Here is a 17,099-nt window from a genome sequence, read left to right as displayed (position 1 = left end):
GCCAGCAGACAGCAGACCGGTGGGAGCCGCATCCCGCACGGTCTTTTTCTTTATCCCGTCCCGCTCCCGCCCGTCCCCACCCCACACTGGCCGCAGCCGGCGGAAGCCCGGCAGGGTCCAGCACGTTTCACACGCCTGTAACGCACCGCTTCAGGTCTTCACGTGCGCGCAACAGTCCGCAGCACACCGTGTAACACGCCCGGCGGAAGCTTTCAGGGCAAGGGCGGAACGCGCTTGAGGGCACACCCGAGCGAAAACCCAAGCCCTGGACCCCAACCATCCCCGCGCGCACCATCATGGAGGCAACGTGCTCGATACCGGTACCACTGCCTGGCTGTTAATGAGCGCCGCACTCGTCATGCTCATGACCCCCGGCCTCGCCTTCTTCTACGGGGGCATGGCGCGGGCCAAGAGCGTCCTCAACATGATGCTGATGAGCTTCACCAGCATCGCCATCGTGAGCGTCCTGTGGGTGCTGGTCGGCTACTCGCTGACCTACAGCCCGGGCTACGGCCCGCTCACCCACCTCATCGGCGGTCTCGGTGACTTCGGCTCCAGCGGTTTCGTCAACGCTGTCGACGAGGAGGGCGGCTACCCGCTCCTGGTCGACGTCGGCTTCCAGATGATGTTCGCCATCATCACCGTCGCCCTGATCAGCGGTGCCATCGCCGACCGCGCCAAGTTCGGCGCCTGGCTCCTCTTCGTCCCGCTCTGGTCCCTGTTCGTGTACTTCCCTGTGGCCCGCTGGGTGTGGGGCGGCGGCTGGTTCGACCAGTTGGCTGACTGGTTCGGTGCCAGCGTCGTCGACTTCGCTGGCGGGACCGCGGTGCACATCAACGCGGGTGCTGCCGCGCTCGCCCTCACCTTCGTCCTCGGCCGCCGCAAAGGGTTCGGCTCCGAGTCCATGCGCCCGCACAACCTGCCGTTCGTTCTGCTCGGCGCGGCACTGCTGTGGTTTGGCTGGTTCGGATTCAACGCCGGATCCGCCTACGGCGCCAACGAGACCGCCAGCCTGGCCCTGGTCAACACCCAGGTGTGCACCGCCGCAGCGACCGCCGCGTGGATGCTGGTGGAACGCGTCCGCTACGGCAAGGTGACCGCGCTCGGATTCGCCTCGGGGGCCGTCGCCGGGCTGGTCGCGATCACCCCGGCCGCCGCCAACCTCACTCCTGTCTGGGCAGTGGTGCTGGGCCTGGTCGCCGGAGCGGTCTGCGCCTACGCGATCAGCTGGAAGTTCAAGTTCAAGTACGACGACGCCCTCGACGTGGTGGGCATCCACATGGTCGGCGGCATCATCGGTTCGCTGGCGCTGGGCGTGTTCGCCTCCGCCACCGTGGGGGAGGGCGCACCCGACGGCATCCTCTTCGGCGGCAGCCCGATGTTCCTCCTCGTGCAGTTCATCGCCGTGGCGGCCACGACCCTCTACTCTTTCGCGGTCACGTGGCTCATCGCCAAGGCCATCGACATGGCGATGGGCTTCCGCCTGCCGGAGCACGTGGAGACCAACGGGCTGGACACCGAGCTTCACGCTCAGTCCGCCTACGCCTTCGACGAACTCGACACCGTGGAACTCTCCTCGTCGCTGCCTCCGGGCGAGGAGAAGCCCTCAGCGCAGGTGCGGGTCTAGCGTCCCCAACGGAGAGGACGCAGCCTAAGCCGTAGGCGATGGGGACGGCAGGCCGGTGAGGAAAACCCTCACCGGCCTCGCTGTCGTCTGCGACCATAATTCTTCGGCCGGGACGCGACCGGGGGTCGTCCAACCGCTGCGAGAACCCTGGTGAGGTTGGATAGGCTCAGAACCCGACTCGACGCCGTGCCGGTCGGAACTTAGTCCCCGCGCGTGGTGGACGGGAGGCACACGGCACGATCGCGATCCTCCGGGTTTCTCGGTTCCCGCAGAACCAGAGCAGACCCCGGTACGTCCAAAAACTTCGAGTACACCCCCATCCCCCTTCAGTGAAGGCCAGGAGGCACTATGGCGCGGGCGATTCGCATGCCTTGGCGATCAGTGAGAACGACAATCCCCGTCGCGGGGGTCGCGGTGTTCGCACTCAGCACCACCGGATGTGGGTTGCTCGGCATGGGACCAGGAGAAGGGCCGGAGCCGTCGCCCTCCCCGACTCCGGTGAGCGCGGGGCCGCTCTTCGAAGAGGCGGTGGCCGCGTTAGAAGAAGCCGCCGCGATCCAGATCCAGGGACAGTTCTCCGACCCCGACGACACCAGTGACGTGGTGAGCACTTCGGTGACGGTCACCAACACCGGGGCGGCACTCGGCACTTTCCAGGCCCGTTCGGGCAGTGAAGCCGACTACTTCGAAGCCGACGGCAAGCTCTTCCTCAAAGCCGACTCCGACTACTGGCTGACCCACGACGTGTTCAACCCGGACGGGGACGCCTACCCCGACCACTGGGTGCGGGTCACCCAAGAACAGTTCGGGCTCGACCCGGGAGGCGTGCTGGCACCGCCGAAGCTCGCCGAGAGCCTGCGCGCCCAGGCCCCCAGCGACAACGCCGAAGCCGTCGAGGAGAAGCTGGACGGGGTTGTCGTCTACCGCGTCGACTTGGCGGGCGGCACGGCGTGGATCACCTCGGAAGCCCCGCACACGCTGGTCCGCATGCAGATCGAGGAGCTCGCCCCGGCAGACGGGGAAGGGGTGGCCAGCCGGATCGACGCGAGCTTCGCCGAGGTGGACACCGCCACCGTGGAACAGCTCTACGACGATCTCGTCGCCTACGCCGAAGAGGAGCTGGGATCTGCGCGGGATGCCCGTTTGGAGGTAGCCTGGGCAGAAGAGGAGCTCGGTGGTGACTGCCAGACCGGCGGCGCGTGCACCATGATCGGCAAGGTCAAGGAGATCAGCGGGGCAACCGAGGGCTCCATCCTGGTGCGCATGGACGGCTCCTTCACCAACGACGAGCTGGGAGAGAAGACGTGCAACACGACCGGCAGCCTGAAGGCCGGCGGCACGCTCGAACTCTCGTGCTCGATCGACTACGCGTTGGCGCCGAGCCCGGACCCGGTCACCTACCAGATCGAGTTCAAAGCCAAACTGTCCACCCGTGCACTCTCTGGGGATGCCCGCGAGGAGCTGGTCGCCGCGCTCAAGGAGCAGCGGGAGGCCACCCTGTCCGGTGACGCCGGGGAGGACGCGGACGAGGGGGAGGAAGCCTGACCCGGCACGGCTGGCGCCACTGCAAGGGCTTCTCACACCGTCACCACAGCCGGCGCGGCCCTCGCCCCCCGGCGGGTACCCTGAGGGTCTAACCCGAGAGACGAAGGACAGAGCTCACCCGTGTTCGAGACGCTTTCCGACCGCCTGACCACGGTCTTCTCCTCGCTGCGCGGCAAAGGCCGTCTCTCTGAGGAGGACATCAACACCACCGCACGCGAGATCCGTGTCGCCTTGCTGGAGGCCGACGTCGCGCTGCCCGTCGTGCGCGAGTTCATCGCACGGGTCAAGGAGCGGGCCCGCGGTGCGGAGGTTTCCAAGGCGCTGAACCCGGCCCAGCAGGTCATCAAGATCGTCCACGAGGAGCTCATCGAGGTCCTCGGCGGGGAGACGCGGACGATCCGGTTCGCGAAGACCCCGCCGACGGTCATCATGCTGGCGGGTCTGCAAGGTGCCGGTAAGACGACCTTGGCCGGCAAGCTCGCCAAGTGGCTGGCCGACCAGCGCAACACTCCGCTGCTGGTCGCAGCCGACTTGCAGCGCCCCAACGCGGTCACCCAGCTCCAGGTGCTGGGGGAGCGGGCGAATGTCGCGGTGTACGCGCCTGAACCGGGCAACGGCGTGGGCGACCCGGTCGAGGTGGCCCGTTCGTCGATCGACTATGCGCGGCGCAACAACTACAACGTCGTCATCATCGACACCGCGGGCCGCCTGGGCATCGACGAGGAGATGATGCAGCAGGCCGCCGACATCCGCGACGCGGTCTCCCCGGACGAGATCCTCTTCGTCGTCGACGCGATGATCGGTCAGGACGCGGTGACGACGGCGCAGGCGTTCCTGGAAGGTGTCGGCTACGACGCGGTCGCGCTGACCAAGTTGGACGGCGACGCGCGGGGCGGTGCCGCGCTGTCGATCCGGCACCTCACCGGTCGGCCGATCATGTTCGCGTCCACGGGGGAGAAGCTCGAGGACTTCGACCTTTTCCACCCCGACCGCATGGCGTCGCGCATCCTCGACATGGGTGACGTGCTCACCCTGATCGAGCAGGCGCAGCGGACGTTCGAGGAAGAGGAAGTCGCGAAGATGGCCAGCACGCTGGCCTCGGACGAGGACTTCACTCTGGAAGACTTCCTCGAGCAGATGATGATGATCCGCAAGCTCGGCCCCATCGGCAAACTGCTGCAGATGATGCCGGGGATGGGGCAGATGCGGGAGCAGATCGAGAACATCGACGAGCGCGAGCTGGACCGGGTGGCGGCCATCATCCGGTCGATGACCCCGGAAGAGCGAGCCAACCCCAAGATCATCAACGGCTCCCGCCGCCTGCGGATCGCCAAGGGTTCGGGAACCCAGGTCAGCGACGTCAGCGGCCTGGTCACGCGCTTCTTCGAAGCGCAGAAGATGCTCCGCCAGCTCAAGCAGGGCGGGCTCCCCGGCATGCCCGGGATGCCCGGCTTCCCCGGCATGCCCGGCATGGGGCCCGGCCGGAAGAAGGCGGCCAAGGCAGCGGGGAAGAAGGGCAAGAAGAACAAGCAGCGCAGCGGCAACCCGCTGAAAGCCCGGCAGCAGGAGGCCGAGCGCGCCGCACAGCGCGAACGGAAGCGGGCCGAGGAGCCCGCTCCCCCCACCCTGCCGCCGGGGCTGGGCGCCGGAATGCCCCAGTTGCCTCCCGCGTTCGGGGGCGGGCTTCCGGACCTGTCCGCTCTCAAACCGCCGAAGAAGAAAAAGTAGGACCGAACACCCTGGCTGCCGGAGTGGCAGCGTTGTGCCGCTCCGGGCCGCGGAAACGGCCGCGCCACGGTTTGGGAGCCTGCACAACCCGCGTCCGATTATCTGGCACAATTGGGTGGTGACTAACGGCGTGCGGAGTCAGCCCTCTATCTCACTCCTCACGCCCACGTCCCACCCGACGCGGCACCGCAGCCCCACGCGGTGTGTCGGCCAGGGTGTTTCCGCTTAACCGGGAGAGACCACACCAGTGGCTGTCAAGATCAAGCTCAAGCGTATGGGGAAGGTCCGTACGCCCCAGTACCGGATCGTCGTGGCCGACGCGCGTGCCAAGCGTGACGGGAAGGCGATCGAGGAGATCGGCAAGTACCACCCGAAAGAGGAGCCGAGCCTCATCGAGGTGAACTCCGAGCGGGTGCAGTACTGGTTGTCCGTGGGGGCTCAGCCCACCGACCCGGTGCGGCACATCCTCAAGCTCACCGGTGACTGGCAGAAGTTCAAAGGGCTGCCCGCACCGACCAAGCCGCTCAAGGTCGCCGAGCCCAAGGACAAGGAGGCTCAGGAGGCCGCCTTCCAGGCTGTCCTGAAGGAGCTCGTCCTGCCGGGCAGCGAGAACAAGGGCGGAAAGTCCAAGAAGGCCGAGGAGAAGTCGGCCGAGAAGACCGCGGAGAAGTCCGAGGGCGAGGCCTGACGTGCTGGAAGAGGCGCTTGAGCACCTCGTCAAGGGGATCGTAGAGAATCCCGACGACGTTCACGTGCGGTCCCGCAGGATTCGTAAGGGCAAGGTACTCGAAGTCCGGGTCCACCCTGACGATCTCGGGAAGGTCATTGGTCGCAACGGCCGTACCGCCAAGTCGCTGCGGACCGTTATTGGTTCTCTGGCAGGCAACCGGTACGTCCGGGTCGACCTGCTCGACCTGAACGAGGTGCACTGACTCGCGCCCACGACGCCGGAACGAGCGGCGTCCCCATACTTGTGATGCGAGCGCGAGGACAGGGGACTGCTCTGTCCGCGCGCTCGCTTTGCCGTCTGTTCCTCCACTGGCGTGTTCTGCGGCATCGGCTGTGACGCGCAACCACACGTTGCCCGGGAGACAAGAGAGTGCGTCTCGTCGTTGGACGAATCGGCCGCCCGCACGGGGTCAAAGGCGAAGTGACCGTTGAGGTGCGGACCGACTCACCCGAGGAACGCTTCGTGGTGGGCAAGGCACTGGAGACCGACCCCGCTGACGTCGGACCGTTGACGATCACCGCGCAGCGGTGGCACAAGGACCGGCTGCTGGTGCGTTTCGAGGAAGTTCCCGACCGCACCACGGCTGAACAGTTGCGCGGCGTCTTCCTAGTCGTGGACTCTGCCGAGCTGCCCCCGTTGGACGACCCCGACGAGTTCCACGACCACGAGCTCATCGGCTTGCGGGTGGAGACGGTCGACGGCGAAGCGGTCGGAGAAGTCGTGGACGTCCTGCACCACGCCCAGGACATGCTGGTGGTCAGCGGGGAGAAAGGCTCGGAGGTCCTCGTGCCGTTCGTCCGCGAGCTGGTCCCCGACGTCGACACCGCGGCAGGCCGTGTCGTCATCGACCCGCCCCCCGGCCTGCTGGAACTCGGTCGCTGACCGTGCCCTGCGGGCCTTCCGCCGGGGAGCGTTGCTGTCTGCTGCCCGGGGAGCAGTGTCGGGACGCAGAGCCCGGCCGGGGGCGAGAGAGATTAGGATGCGGGCCTGGTCCGCGTGTGCTGCCGCAGCGCGCTACCGGATCGGCCCGGGAGCCGGAAAGGCCGCCCTGAGCCTATGCGCATCGATATCATCACGATCTTCCCCGACTACTTCACCCCGCTCGACCTGTCCCTGATCGGCAAGGCACGCCGTTCCGGGCTGATCGACGTGCGCCTCCACGACCTGCGGCGGTGGACCTACGACCGGCACCACACCGTGGACGACACCCCGTACGGGGGCGGGCCCGGCATGGTGATGAAACCGGAGCCGTGGGGGGAGGCGCTGGATGAGATCACCGCTGACGCGGACGCGGGGACTCCCCGGCTGATCCTGCCGACGCCGAGCGGACTGCCTTTCACCCAGCAGGACGCGGTCCGGTTGGCGAAGGAGCCTTGGCTGATTTTCGCGTGCGGGCGCTACGAGGGTATTGACGCGCGGGTGGCGGTGGATGCGGCCCAGCGCATGCCGGTCGAGGAGCTCAGCATCGGCGACTATGTGCTCAACGGGGGCGAGGTCGCGACGCTGGTGATCGTGGAGGCGATCTCTCGGCTGCTGCCCGGCGTCCTCGGCAATGTGGAGTCCATCACGCAGGACTCGTTCGCGCCGGGGACGATGGACAATCTGGTAGAGGGACCGGTCTACACTAAGCCTCCGGTCTGGCGCGGCCACGAGGTGCCGCCGATATTGCTGTCCGGGCACCACGCGGCGATCGACCGCTGGCGGCGCGACGAGGCCCTGCGCAAGACCGCCCGCAACCGTCCCGACCTGATCAGGCGCCTGGACCCGGAGAGCCTTGACAAGCGGGACCGCGAGGTCCTTGCAGAGGTGGGGTTACAGGAGACCTCGGAACCTGTGGCAGACTAGGAAGGGTTGTCCCTGACAGCCGATCTGTGTCGGCGTTCCGTGAGCCCTAGGGTTTCCTCACAGGGATCGGGCTCGGGTAGCAGGGGCGACATTTCCACCCAGCAATCCGCCCGCGCGAGCGCAACCCGTCGGCGCGGCGCGCTGTCGATGAGGAACCGCTGAGATGCACACCGCCATTCAGGAGCTTGAGAAAGCCCAGTTGCGCTCCGACGTGCCCGACTTCCGTCCGGGCGACACGCTGAACGTCCACGTTCGGGTCACTGAGGGCAACCGGACTCGGATCCAGGTCTTCAAGGGTGTGGTGATCCGGCGGCAGGGGTCGGGGATCCGCGAGACCTTTACCGTCCGCAAGATCAGCTACGCCGTGGGCGTGGAGCGGACGTTCCCGGTGCACAGCCCGGTGATTGAGAAGATCGAGGTTGTCTCCCGCGGCCGGGTCCGCCGTGCCAAGCTCTACTACCTGCGCAACCTGCGCGGTAAGGCCGCCCGGATCCGCGAGCGCCGCTAGTCGGTCCGTGCGGTGCCGCGACAGCGGCGGGGTGGTGCCCGCGAGTCACGGCATCGCTAGCGGCGGAAGTCGTTGCGCTCGGCTAGGCTTCAGATTCGATGAGCAACGACGAACGGTCTGGCCCAGCCAGGAACGACGACACAAACGACGCTGTCGGCCGTCCCGCTGCAGGTGATCCGGTCGACACCCCGGGCTCCCCCGTGCCTGCGCACGGGGGAGCCGACGTGCTTTCCGAAAGGGCAGCCGCAGGGCGCGACGACACCGCAAAGAATTCGGATGACACCATGAACGCGAAAAAGAAGGGCGAAGAGAACCAGGGATCCTTCTGGAAGGAACTCCCCATCTTGATCGTGATCGCCCTAGTGTTGGCGTTCGTCATCCAAAGGTGGGTAGTCCAGCCCTTCCACATCCCGTCCCGGTCGATGGAAGAGACGCTCATGGTGGGCGACCGGGTGCTGGTGAACAAGCTGGTCTACCAGTTCCGCGACATCGAGCGCGGCGACGTCATTGTCTTCAACGGCGGTGGAAGCTGGGACGAGGGCAGCGACGTTGTCGTTCCTTCAGGCGGCAACCCGATTTCGCGGTTCTTCACCTGGGTCGGCCAGCAGATGGGGGCCGCTCCCACCGGCAAGGACTACATCAAACGGGTGATCGGTCTGCCCGGCGACACCGTGGAATGCTGCGATGAGCAGAACCGGCTCATGGTCAACGGGGTGCCGCTGGACGAGGACTACCTCTACCCGGACAGTCTCGCTACGCACCAGGAGTTCGGCCCGGTCACGGTTCCGGAAGGCCACCTGTGGGTGATGGGCGACCACCGCGCCATCTCCTACGACTCCCGTATGCACCAGAGCGACAACGGGGGCGGCAGCATCCCCGAGGAGTCGGTGGTCGGCCACGCGTTCGTCATCGTCTGGCCGCCGGAGAACATCGGGCTGCTTTCGTCGCCGGACACGTTCGCTGAGTTCAACGAGAACAGCAAAGTCGCAGACCAGGCTGCAGCAGCGCTCCCCTTGGCACTGGGGCTCGCCGGTGCAGTCCCCGTGCACCTGCTGGGACGGGGTGTGATCCGCAGGTGGCGGAGCGGCGGAGCAGACGGGCATTGCCAGAACTAGCTGCGGGTAGTTGACATGTGCCTCACTATGGTGCTGTGGGTGTATTTCCGTTCACCGCAGTGATGAGGCATATGCGTCCCGCGGCGTGACCGATAAGGGGGTCGGGTCACCGTACCGGAACGGCACAACGAAAGCGAGCTGTGTGATGAGTTCTGAGGACCTGGAAAAATACGAAGCCGAGATGGAGCTCCAGCTCTACCGCGAGTACCGGGACGTCGTCGGACTGTTCAGCTACGTGGTGGAGACTGAGCGCCGCTTCTACCTGACCAACCACGTGGACCTGCAGCCGCGTTCCGCCGAGAACGGCGAAATGTACTTTGAGGTCACCATGCGGGACGCCTGGGTTTGGGACATGTATCGGCCGGCCAGGTTCGTCAAGAACGTCCGGGTGGTGACCTTCAAGGACGTCAACATCGAAGAGATCACCAAGACCGACTTGGAGATCCCGCCGCACCATCCCGGGGACTGAGCTGGCGTTCGCGGTTGCCCCCCCTCTCCCGCGAAACCGTGGACATGACCGCCGTCGTGCGGCCTCCTGGGCAGGCAGCAAGGACGCATCACCTCGGAATTGCTCCGATGATGGGAAGACCCCCTCACCAGGTCGGGAACGGCGACACCCCGTGAGGACCTGCAGCGGGGCTGTGCGGCGCACGGCACGCCTACCCCGCCTGGTCACTGGTACGTGACGGTTGTCCACAGCTGAAGAAAGCTCACGCTACGCCCCGTGCTCGTCCACCACCGTAGCTGGGGGAGGTGGTGCGGGTGCGCACACGAGCACGGTTGGCGGACCAACGCCGTACATTGGGCCAGCGCGGCGAGGAGCTTGCCGCGCGCTATCTGACCCGGCACGGGATGCGCGTCCTCCAGCGCAACTGGCGGTGCCGTGACGGCGAGATCGACATTCTCGCCCGCCAGGACCGCACTCTCGTGGTGGTGGAAGTGAAGACCCGGGCGGGGAGACGCTTCGGTACCCCGCTCGAAGCAGTGGACGAGACGAAACGCGCCCGGCTGCGCGCTCTGGGATACCGCTGGGCGCGGGACCACGGCTGCTCCGCCCGGATCCGGGTGGACGTGGTGGGGATCCTCGTACTCCCCGGCAACCAGTGGTTCCTCCGCCACCAGCGGGGGGTGGCGTAGCGATGGCGCTCGCCCGCACCCGTTCTGTAGCCCTGCTCGGGGTGGAAGGCTACGGCATCGACGTTGAAGCCCACATTGGGACCGGCAAACCCGGGCTGACACTCGTGGGCCTGCCGGATGCCGCGCTACGGGAGGCCCGCGACCGGATCAGGGCCGCGATCGTCAACAGCGGCGAGCACTGGCCGGAAACCCACATCACGGTCAGCCTGTCCCCCGCCAGCCTGCCGAAACGCGGCAGCGGCTTCGATTTGAGCATCGCGGTGGCGATCCTCGCGGCCAGCGGCGTCGTCCCCGCAGCAAAGGTCCAAAAGACCGTGTTCCTGGCGGAGTTGAGCCTGGACGGGCGGACCCGCCCTATCCACGGGATCCTCCCCATGGTGCTGGCCGAGACCGTGCACGGCTGCCGCACGTTCGTGGTGGCGCGGGCCAACGCAGCGGAGGCCCGGCTAGTAGGTGAAGCCGACGTCCACGCCCTGGGGTCGCTCGCCGAAGTCGTCCAGTGGCTCCGAGGCGAACCCGTCGAGGCCACCGAGCCAGCCGACACCGAGGAGCAGGCCAGTGCCCTACCAGAGTCCCGGGAGGGCACGGCCGGGCCGCGCCCCGACCTCGCCGACGTGCTAGGCCAGCCCGTGGCCCGCAAAGCAGCGGAGATCGCCGCGGCCGGGGGACACAACCTTTTCCTGCTGGGGCCGCCGGGCAGCGGCAAAAGCCTGCTCGCGGAACGCATTCCCACGATCATGCCCCGTTTGGAACGCGAGGAGGCGCTCGAAGTCACCGCGATCCACTCGGTAGCGGGCAGCCTGCCCCCGGACAAGCCGCTGATCACCCGGCCGCCGTTCTGCGCCCCGCACCACACGGCGACCCGCGCCGCCATCATCGGCGGCGGCAGCAGCATGCTGCGGCCGGGCGCGGTGAGCCTCGCCCATCGTGGACTGCTGTTCTTGGACGAGGCCCCCGAATTCGCCCGGGGAGTGTTGGACTGCCTGCGCCAGCCGTTGGAGAACGGGGAGGTGACGGTGGCGCGCGCCGCCGCCACCGCCCGGTTTCCCGCCCGTTTTCTGCTGGTCATGGCGGCGAATCCGTGCCCGTGCGGCACGTCGGGCCCCCGGTGCGTGTGCCCGTCGGCGGCCCGTCGCCGCTATCTCGGCCGCCTGTCGGGGCCGCTGCTGGACCGGGTCGATCTCAAAGTGGAGCTGCACCCGGTGTCCCGCGCCGAGCTGCTCGCCGACCAGGCGTTCGTGGAGTCTTCCGCCATGGTTGCCGAGCGGGTCGCCCAAGCCCGGGAGCGGGCAGCGTCCCGCCTGCAGGGAACCCCGTGGTCGTGCAACGCGGTAGTGCCAGGGACGGAACTGCGCCGCCGCTTCCCGCCGCAGCCGGAAGCGCTGCGCGTGCTCGGCGAAGCCATGGACCGGGGCACGTTGAGCGCCCGCGGCGCCGACCGGGTCCTCAAACTGGCGTGGACGATCGCCGACCTGGCAGACAAAGACCGGCCCACTGCCGAAGAGGTCGGGTATGCGCTCGCCTTGTGGACGGGGAGCGCCCAGTGACCCCGGCGGAACAGCCGCAAGCAGCATGCTCGGCGGGGGAGGCGGCAGCCCGGGCCGGGTGGAGCGCAGTCGCTGAACCGGGGGATCCGGTGCTTGACGCGCTGCTGCGCACGTATTCTGCCGCACAGGCATGGGAGGCGGTGCGTGCAGGAACACCGCTCCCGCTGCCCGGCACGGCGGTGAGCACGACGGCCTACCGCCGATGGGAACGGTGGCAGGCCTGCGCCCGTGACACCGACGTCGATGGGATGCTCACCCGCGCCGGGGAGCTCGGTATCCGCCTGGTCGTGCCGGGGGATCCCGAGTGGCCGAGCCAGCTCGACTTGCTCGCGGAACGCCGCCCGTACGCGCTGTGGGTTCGCGGTACGCACGACTTGCGGAACGCGTGCCTGCGCTCGGTGTCCATCGTAGGGTCGCGGGCCGCGTCCGCCTACGGGCTCCACGTGGCGGTGGAGATGGCTGCGACACTGGCCCACCACGGCTGGTGTGTGGTGTCGGGCGGAGCGTACGGCATTGACGGGGCAGCCCACCGGGGCGCGCTGAGCGGGGACGCGGCCACGGTGGCTGTCTTAGCGTGCGGGGTGGACCTGGCCTATCCGAAAGGGCACGAGCAGCTTTTCGCGGAGGTCGTCAACCACGGGGTGGTGGTGAGCGAGTATCCCCCGGGTACTGCGCCGACCCGTCACGCTTTCCTGGTGCGTAACCGGCTGATTGCCGCGCTCACCCCGGGAACGGTGGTGGTCGAGGCCGGGCAGCGCAGCGGGGCGATGAACACGGCCGCGCACGCCCAGGAGCTGGGCCGCACGCTGATGGCGGTGCCCGGACCGGTCACTTCGGCGCTGTCAGCGGGATGCCACCGCCTGCTCCGCGACTACCAGGCGGTGTGCGTGACCGGTGCCCGCGACGTCATGGAACAGCTCAGTCCGCTGGGCGCAGCGGAGGGCGACAGCAGCGGGGGAGTCCAGGTGAGTGCCGACCTGCTTGACGACACTGCACAACGCGTGCTGGGCGCGTTGCCGGAGCGGGGCAGCGCGGGCGTGGCGCGGATCGCGGCAGCCAGCGGGCTGGGCCCGGACGCGGCGCTGCGGCAGCTCGGCCTGCTCGCCGCCGCGGGGCATGTGGAACGTACCCCCACAGGGTGGCGGCGACGAATCCCCGGTGCACGTCGGCCCCGCGGATAGCGCACCGGGGCAGCCAGGAATCTCCGCGTACCTTTCTCCCCCTGGTGCTGCTCTCCTGTTGTTCCGCCATTCCGCAGCGGCCTGTCTTCGGGTTATTTCCTCAGCGGGAGGGGAGCCGGGTGAGTAAAAGCCGGGAAAGGTGAGGATATGCGCTTGGCATGCAGGTATTCTCTGGAGCTTTTGTTCTGCCCTATGGCAAAATTTCAGTCATGTCGTGGAAGCAGATCAGAAAACGCCAAGAGACCGAACGTCTCGGGCCGCTCAGACTCTACCGGGATGACCTGGAAGCTATCGCTAAGACATTGGATGAATTCGGTGACTTGGAGATCACCGTCAACGGAGAAGTGCGGTGCAGCGATCCCGGGGGATTCGCTGAACTCGGCAACCAGCTCCCCGAACGGCTCGAGAGCGTGGTGATGGAGGCCGCTGCAGGTGAGGCCATGGTCAGAGTCGAGCTGGGCCAAGGGGCAAAGATAGAGGTCATCGAGCCTGGGCTGGCAGCTCGAGGGGCGCAGGCAAGGATCAAGGAGATCTGCGCTCCTCGTGTTGTCCGGCGCGGGTGGAGGATTTTCCTCTATTTCTTGCTCTTCGTGGTATTCGCCTTGTTGAGTCCTCTGCTTAAAGAGCAGCTAAGCTCTTCTCAGTGGACCGTGCTGTTTTCTGTTGTTCTCGCTATTTTTGCGTTTTTCTCTCTGGCTGATATAGCCATCATGGAGAAGAACAAGCTTGAGGACGTCATCCTCAATGTGCCCAGATCGGAACGCCCTCCCTTCATAGAGCGGCTTTTCGCTGACCGCGGCGTGTCTGCTTTCTGGACGCTGGTCGGCGGGGTGATCGGCTACCTCGCCAATCAGATTCCGGGATGGGGATAGGGCACGCGACGGGTGTTCTTTCCCACGGCAGAATTCCCTCGCCTGACCGCGGCTGCTGTGCCGCGCACGTTGGCTTTCCACTGGCCCAGCCTGCGCAGCCACGGGCGGTTCTCCGGCTTTGCTGCCGCACCCTCTCCACGGTCGAGGCTTACTCCACCACCGAAGAACAGGCGCCCTGCTGACGGAATCCCCGGTTGGCGCCGTCCTCGTGGGTAGGGTGCTGAGCGTGAGCAGGTATTCCAGTCCCGTCCGGCTCGCCGAAGGACCGCTGATTTTCGTCTCCGGGCAGGTGCCCGAGGCTGCGGACGGCAGTGTGGCCGAAGGCGATGCGATCGCGCAGACCCGGCAAGTCTTCGCGAACCTCAAAGCCGCCTTGGCCCCGTACGGCGCGGACCTGCGCCACGTCGTCAAACTCACCTACTATCTGCGCCACATCGCCGACTTGCCCGCGCTGCACCTCGTTTTAGACGAAGAACTGGTCTACGAACCCCGCCCCGCGGGAACCCTGGTGGAGAGCAGCGGACTGGTGGATCCCCGCTACCTGGTGGAAATCGACGCGGTGGCGGTCCAACCGGCCCCGTCCACGGACACCGCGTCCTAACGCCCCTGGCCGCGCAACAGACCGGCGAAGACCCGGTTTCCTCCCGCAGTGCAGCCGGAAAGCTGGTGGTGATGACCGACTCTCCCACGACAGCGGACACCGCGCGCATCCTCGCCGAATTCGACCGGCATCTGCGCGTGGAACGCGGCTGTTCGCCACACACGGTGCGCGCCTATCTCACCGACGTGCGCAGCCTGCTGGACTATCTCGCGGACACGGGCGCAGGCGGCCTGGAGGACCTCGATCTGGCAACGCTCCGCGGCTGGCTAGGGACACTCCACGACGCGGGGGCGAGCCGGGCCACGATGGCGCGGCGCACCGCCGCGGCACGGGTCTTCACCGCCTACCTGCACCGCAGTGGACGGCTCGCCACCGACCCAGGGCTGCGGCTGGCCACGCCGCGGCGGCACCGCCGCCTGCCCGCCGTCCTCGACGAGGACCAAGCCGCCCGCGTGTGCGCAGCCGCCCGTGACGGGGAGGAATCACCGCTCGTGCTGCGCCGCAGCGCCGTGGTGGAAGTCCTCTACAGCACTGCGATCCGGGTTGCGGAACTGTGCGGGCTGGACCTTGACGACGTGGACTGGGAACGGCACACCCTGCGGGTGCTCGGCAAAGGCGGCCGGGAACGAGTGGTGCCCATCGGGGTTCCCGCGCTCGACGCTGTCGACCGGTGGCTGCGGGACGGCCGCCCCCAGTGGGCGACCGCGCACAGCGGTCGCGCCCTTTTTCTGGGGGCCCGCGGCGGCAGGCTGGGGGAGCGCACCGCCCGCCGCGACGTCTACGCCGCCACCGCGGCGGTGGCGCGCACCGGTCCGCACGGGCTGCGGCACAGCGCCGCCACCCATCTGCTCAACGGGGGTGCTGACCTGCGCAGCGTGCAGGAGATCCTCGGCCATGCGTCGCTGGCGAGCACCCAGATCTACACGCACGTCTCTATCGGGCGGCTGGCCAGCGTCTACCAGCAGGCCCATCCGCGGGCGTGATAGGTCGCCGGTGAGGGGGAGCAGCCGCACAGCCGCTTCCCCGAGCAGGGAGAGCGGGTCCATGTAGTCGCGGCCGAGCAGCAGCCCCCAGTGCAGGCAGGGCCGCGGAGCGCAGTGGCGGGGATGCTCGGCCAGGTGTCCGATCGGCTGCCCGGCGTGGACTTCCTCACCTTTGCGGACGAGTGGCGCCACCGGAAGATACGTGGTGCGCAGCGTGCCGTGGACGACGGTCACTACCGGGACCCCGCCCACGGTTCCGGCGAAACCCACCCGGCCCGCTCCCGCGGCGAGCACGGGATCCCCCGGCTCCGCGGCGAGGTCGACCCCGCGGTGGCCAGCAAGCCAGCGCTGCGCGGGCGGGTCGAAGGCTCGCAGCACTACGGGGGTGCCGGACAGCGGCCACGTCCACGGGCCGGTGTCGGCCGCGGCATGGCGAGCCGGGACGGCTGCGACCGCTAGAGGCAGCAGAACAGTGGGCACGAGCACGCGGAGCAGTACAGACATGGCTCCAGCGTGGGGGATCGTTTCGGGACGGCGAGCAGTGGACTGCGCGCCTGTGGACAGACGCGGAGGCGCGCCATGCAGCAACGCGCCCGGCCCGACGGAGGGCTAGAATCCGTTAAGTGGCCCGTTCACGGGCCGCCTATCACGCACGTCCTTTAACCTCCCCTAGGTGGAGGGATCGGACTTACGGTCCGTGTCCTACCTCAGGGTGGCGCGGCGGTCCGGTCGGGGCGTCAGGAGTAACCGGAGGCGGACGGCATGTCCGCCGCACAAGAAAGGGCCGAAGCTCATGGCCACAGTGGTGACCATTCGCCAGTTGCTGGAGAGCGGCGTTCACTTCGGGCACCAGACCCGGCGCTGGAACCCGAAGATGAAGCGCTTCATCTTCACTGAGCGCAACGGCATCTACATCATCGACCTGCAGAAGTCGCTGTCCTACATCGACCGCGCCTACGAGTTTGTCAAGGAGACGGTCGCGCACGGCGGCACCATCCTGTTCGTCGGTACCAAGAAGCAGGCTCAGGAAGCCATCTACGAGCAGGCGCGCCGCGTCGGCATGCCGTATGTGAACCAGCGCTGGCTGGGCGGCATGCTCACCAACTTCTCCACCGTGCACAAGCGCCTGCAGCGCCTCAAGGAGCTGGAGGAGATCGACTTCGACGACGTCGCTTCCTCCGGCCTGACGAAGAAGGAGCTCCTCGGGCTGCGCCGGGAGAAGGAGAAGCTGGAGCGCACCCTGGGTGGTATCCGCGACATGAACCGCGTGCCGAGCGCGGTGTGGATCGTGGACACCAAGAAGGAGCACATCGCGATCAGCGAGGCCCGCAAGCTCAACATCCCGGTGGTGGCGATCCTCGACACCAACTGCGACCCGGACGAGGTCGACTACCCGATTCCGGGCAACGACGACGCGATCCGCAGCGTCAGCCTGCTGACCCGCGTGGTCGCGGACGCTGTCGCCGAGGGTCTGATGATCCGCTCCGGCGGTGCCCCGGGTTCGGAGAAGGGCGCTGGGGAGCCGCTGGCCGAGTGGGAACGCGAGCTCCTGGAAGGCAAGACCGAGGCTGCGGGCGAGGAAGCGACTCCCGCCGCTGAGGCTCCGGCTAAGGAAGAGAAGGCCCAGGCCCCGGAGGAAAAAAAAGAAGCCGGGAGCGGCGAGGAAGCCTAGGATCCTCC

The 17,099-nt window shown here is 67.6% G+C and carries 17 protein-coding genes and 1 pseudogene; 17 read left to right on the top strand and 1 reads right to left on the bottom strand.

Annotation, left to right across the window (positions count from 1 at the left end; translation table 11 throughout):
* The first annotated feature begins 307 nt into the window (after window positions 1–307).
* From CW348_RS06275 to CW348_RS06200, 16 genes are all read left to right on the top strand, one after another.
* Window positions 308–1,627 (top strand): ammonium transporter, encoded by a 1,320-nt coding sequence (locus tag CW348_RS06275; RefSeq protein WP_011291106.1) that lies wholly within the window; start codon window positions 308–310, stop codon window positions 1,625–1,627.
* A 498-nt stretch (window positions 1,628–2,125) separates the two neighbouring features.
* On the top strand, window positions 2,126–3,172 hold the full coding sequence (locus CW348_RS06270; RefSeq protein WP_016188283.1) for a hypothetical protein: 1,047 nt from the start codon (window positions 2,126–2,128) through the stop codon (window positions 3,170–3,172).
* Window positions 3,173–3,292: 120 nt separating this feature from the next.
* Entirely contained in the window at window positions 3,293–4,900 is a 1,608-nt protein-coding gene (ffh, locus tag CW348_RS06265) for a signal recognition particle protein (protein WP_011291108.1), read from the top strand.
* Between the two features lie 247 nt (window positions 4,901–5,147).
* Window positions 5,148–5,588, top strand: coding sequence for a 30S ribosomal protein S16 (gene rpsP, locus CW348_RS06260; RefSeq protein WP_011291109.1), 441 nt, complete (start codon window positions 5,148–5,150; stop codon window positions 5,586–5,588).
* A gap of 1 nt (window position 5,589) precedes the next feature.
* A complete protein-coding gene (locus tag CW348_RS06255; RefSeq protein WP_011291110.1) occupies window positions 5,590–5,832 on the top strand; it encodes an RNA-binding protein in 243 nt (80 codons plus the stop codon).
* A 167-nt stretch (window positions 5,833–5,999) separates the two neighbouring features.
* Window positions 6,000–6,512 (top strand): ribosome maturation factor RimM, encoded by a 513-nt coding sequence (gene rimM / locus CW348_RS06250; RefSeq protein ID WP_104612524.1) that lies wholly within the window; start codon window positions 6,000–6,002, stop codon window positions 6,510–6,512.
* A 174-nt stretch (window positions 6,513–6,686) separates the two neighbouring features.
* Window positions 6,687–7,475, top strand: coding sequence for a tRNA (guanosine(37)-N1)-methyltransferase TrmD (trmD, locus tag CW348_RS06245; RefSeq protein ID WP_011291112.1), 789 nt, complete (start codon window positions 6,687–6,689; stop codon window positions 7,473–7,475).
* 163 nt (window positions 7,476–7,638) lie between these two features.
* Complete coding sequence (gene rplS / locus CW348_RS06240) at window positions 7,639–7,983, top strand: 50S ribosomal protein L19 (RefSeq protein WP_011291113.1); 345 nt, start codon at window positions 7,639–7,641, stop codon at window positions 7,981–7,983.
* 98 nt (window positions 7,984–8,081) lie between these two features.
* Window positions 8,082–9,098 (top strand): signal peptidase I, encoded by a 1,017-nt coding sequence (lepB, locus tag CW348_RS06235; RefSeq protein WP_104612525.1) that lies wholly within the window; start codon window positions 8,082–8,084, stop codon window positions 9,096–9,098.
* Between the two features lie 145 nt (window positions 9,099–9,243).
* Entirely contained in the window at window positions 9,244–9,567 is a 324-nt protein-coding gene (locus CW348_RS06230; RefSeq protein ID WP_011291115.1) for a DUF2469 domain-containing protein, read from the top strand.
* Window positions 9,568–9,860: 293 nt separating this feature from the next.
* Complete coding sequence (locus tag CW348_RS06225) at window positions 9,861–10,235, top strand: YraN family protein (protein WP_011291116.1); 375 nt, start codon at window positions 9,861–9,863, stop codon at window positions 10,233–10,235.
* Between the two features lie 2 nt (window positions 10,236–10,237).
* The gene (locus CW348_RS06220; protein WP_011291117.1) at window positions 10,238–11,782 is read left to right on the top strand and encodes a YifB family Mg chelatase-like AAA ATPase; all 1,545 of its coding nucleotides are present in this window, start codon (window positions 10,238–10,240) and stop codon (window positions 11,780–11,782) included.
* Entirely contained in the window at window positions 11,779–12,963 is a 1,185-nt protein-coding gene (gene dprA / locus CW348_RS06215; protein WP_051122458.1) for a DNA-processing protein DprA, read from the top strand. The genes CW348_RS06220 and dprA overlap by 4 nt, the downstream gene beginning before the upstream one ends.
* 209 nt (window positions 12,964–13,172) lie before the next feature.
* The gene (locus tag CW348_RS06210; RefSeq protein ID WP_107491179.1) at window positions 13,173–13,835 is read left to right on the top strand and encodes a hypothetical protein; all 663 of its coding nucleotides are present in this window, start codon (window positions 13,173–13,175) and stop codon (window positions 13,833–13,835) included.
* A gap of 226 nt (window positions 13,836–14,061) precedes the next feature.
* Window positions 14,062–14,436, top strand: coding sequence for a RidA family protein (locus CW348_RS06205; RefSeq protein WP_011291120.1), 375 nt, complete (start codon window positions 14,062–14,064; stop codon window positions 14,434–14,436).
* A 71-nt stretch (window positions 14,437–14,507) separates the two neighbouring features.
* Entirely contained in the window at window positions 14,508–15,419 is a 912-nt protein-coding gene (locus tag CW348_RS06200) for a tyrosine recombinase XerC (protein ID WP_011291121.1), read from the top strand.
* Between the two features lie 114 nt (window positions 15,420–15,533).
* Here the strand turns inward: CW348_RS06200 and CW348_RS06195 are convergent.
* Window positions 15,534–15,923: pseudogene (locus CW348_RS06195) on the bottom strand (peptidoglycan DD-metalloendopeptidase family protein); the annotation flags it as partial.
* A gap of 289 nt (window positions 15,924–16,212) precedes the next feature.
* On the opposite strand from CW348_RS06195, the gene rpsB reads away from it, so the two are divergent.
* Window positions 16,213–17,091, top strand: a complete 879-nt coding sequence (gene rpsB, locus CW348_RS06190) for a 30S ribosomal protein S2 (protein WP_011291123.1) — start codon at window positions 16,213–16,215, stop codon at window positions 17,089–17,091.
* Window positions 17,092–17,099: the final 8 nt, after the last annotated feature.

Source organism: Thermobifida sp. (assembly GCF_017577275.1).
In the GTDB taxonomy this organism is placed as follows: domain Bacteria; phylum Actinomycetota; class Actinomycetes; order Streptosporangiales; family Streptosporangiaceae; genus Thermobifida; species Thermobifida fusca.
The sequence above is the reverse complement of the archived record's forward strand: the minus strand, read 5'-3'. Positions and strand labels throughout refer to the sequence as shown.

Bases quoted from the DNA above. Each gene is read 5' to 3' on its own strand.
- CW348_RS06220 (WP_011291117.1), top strand. From the start codon at position 10,238: ATGGCGCTCGCCCGCACCCGTTCTGTAGCCCTGCTCGGGGTGGAAGGC.
- rplS (WP_011291113.1), top strand. From the start codon at position 7,639: ATGCACACCGCCATTCAGGAGCTTGAGAAAGCCCAGTTGCGCTCCGAC.
- trmD (WP_011291112.1), top strand. From the start codon at position 6,687: ATGCGCATCGATATCATCACGATCTTCCCCGACTACTTCACCCCGCTC.
- CW348_RS06210 (WP_107491179.1), top strand. From the start codon at position 13,173: ATGTCGTGGAAGCAGATCAGAAAACGCCAAGAGACCGAACGTCTCGGG.
- CW348_RS06200 (WP_011291121.1), top strand. From the start codon at position 14,508: ATGACCGACTCTCCCACGACAGCGGACACCGCGCGCATCCTCGCCGAA.
- rpsB (WP_011291123.1), top strand. From the start codon at position 16,213: ATGGCCACAGTGGTGACCATTCGCCAGTTGCTGGAGAGCGGCGTTCAC.
- CW348_RS06230 (WP_011291115.1), top strand. From the start codon at position 9,244: ATGAGTTCTGAGGACCTGGAAAAATACGAAGCCGAGATGGAGCTCCAG.
- lepB (WP_104612525.1), top strand. From the start codon at position 8,082: ATGAGCAACGACGAACGGTCTGGCCCAGCCAGGAACGACGACACAAAC.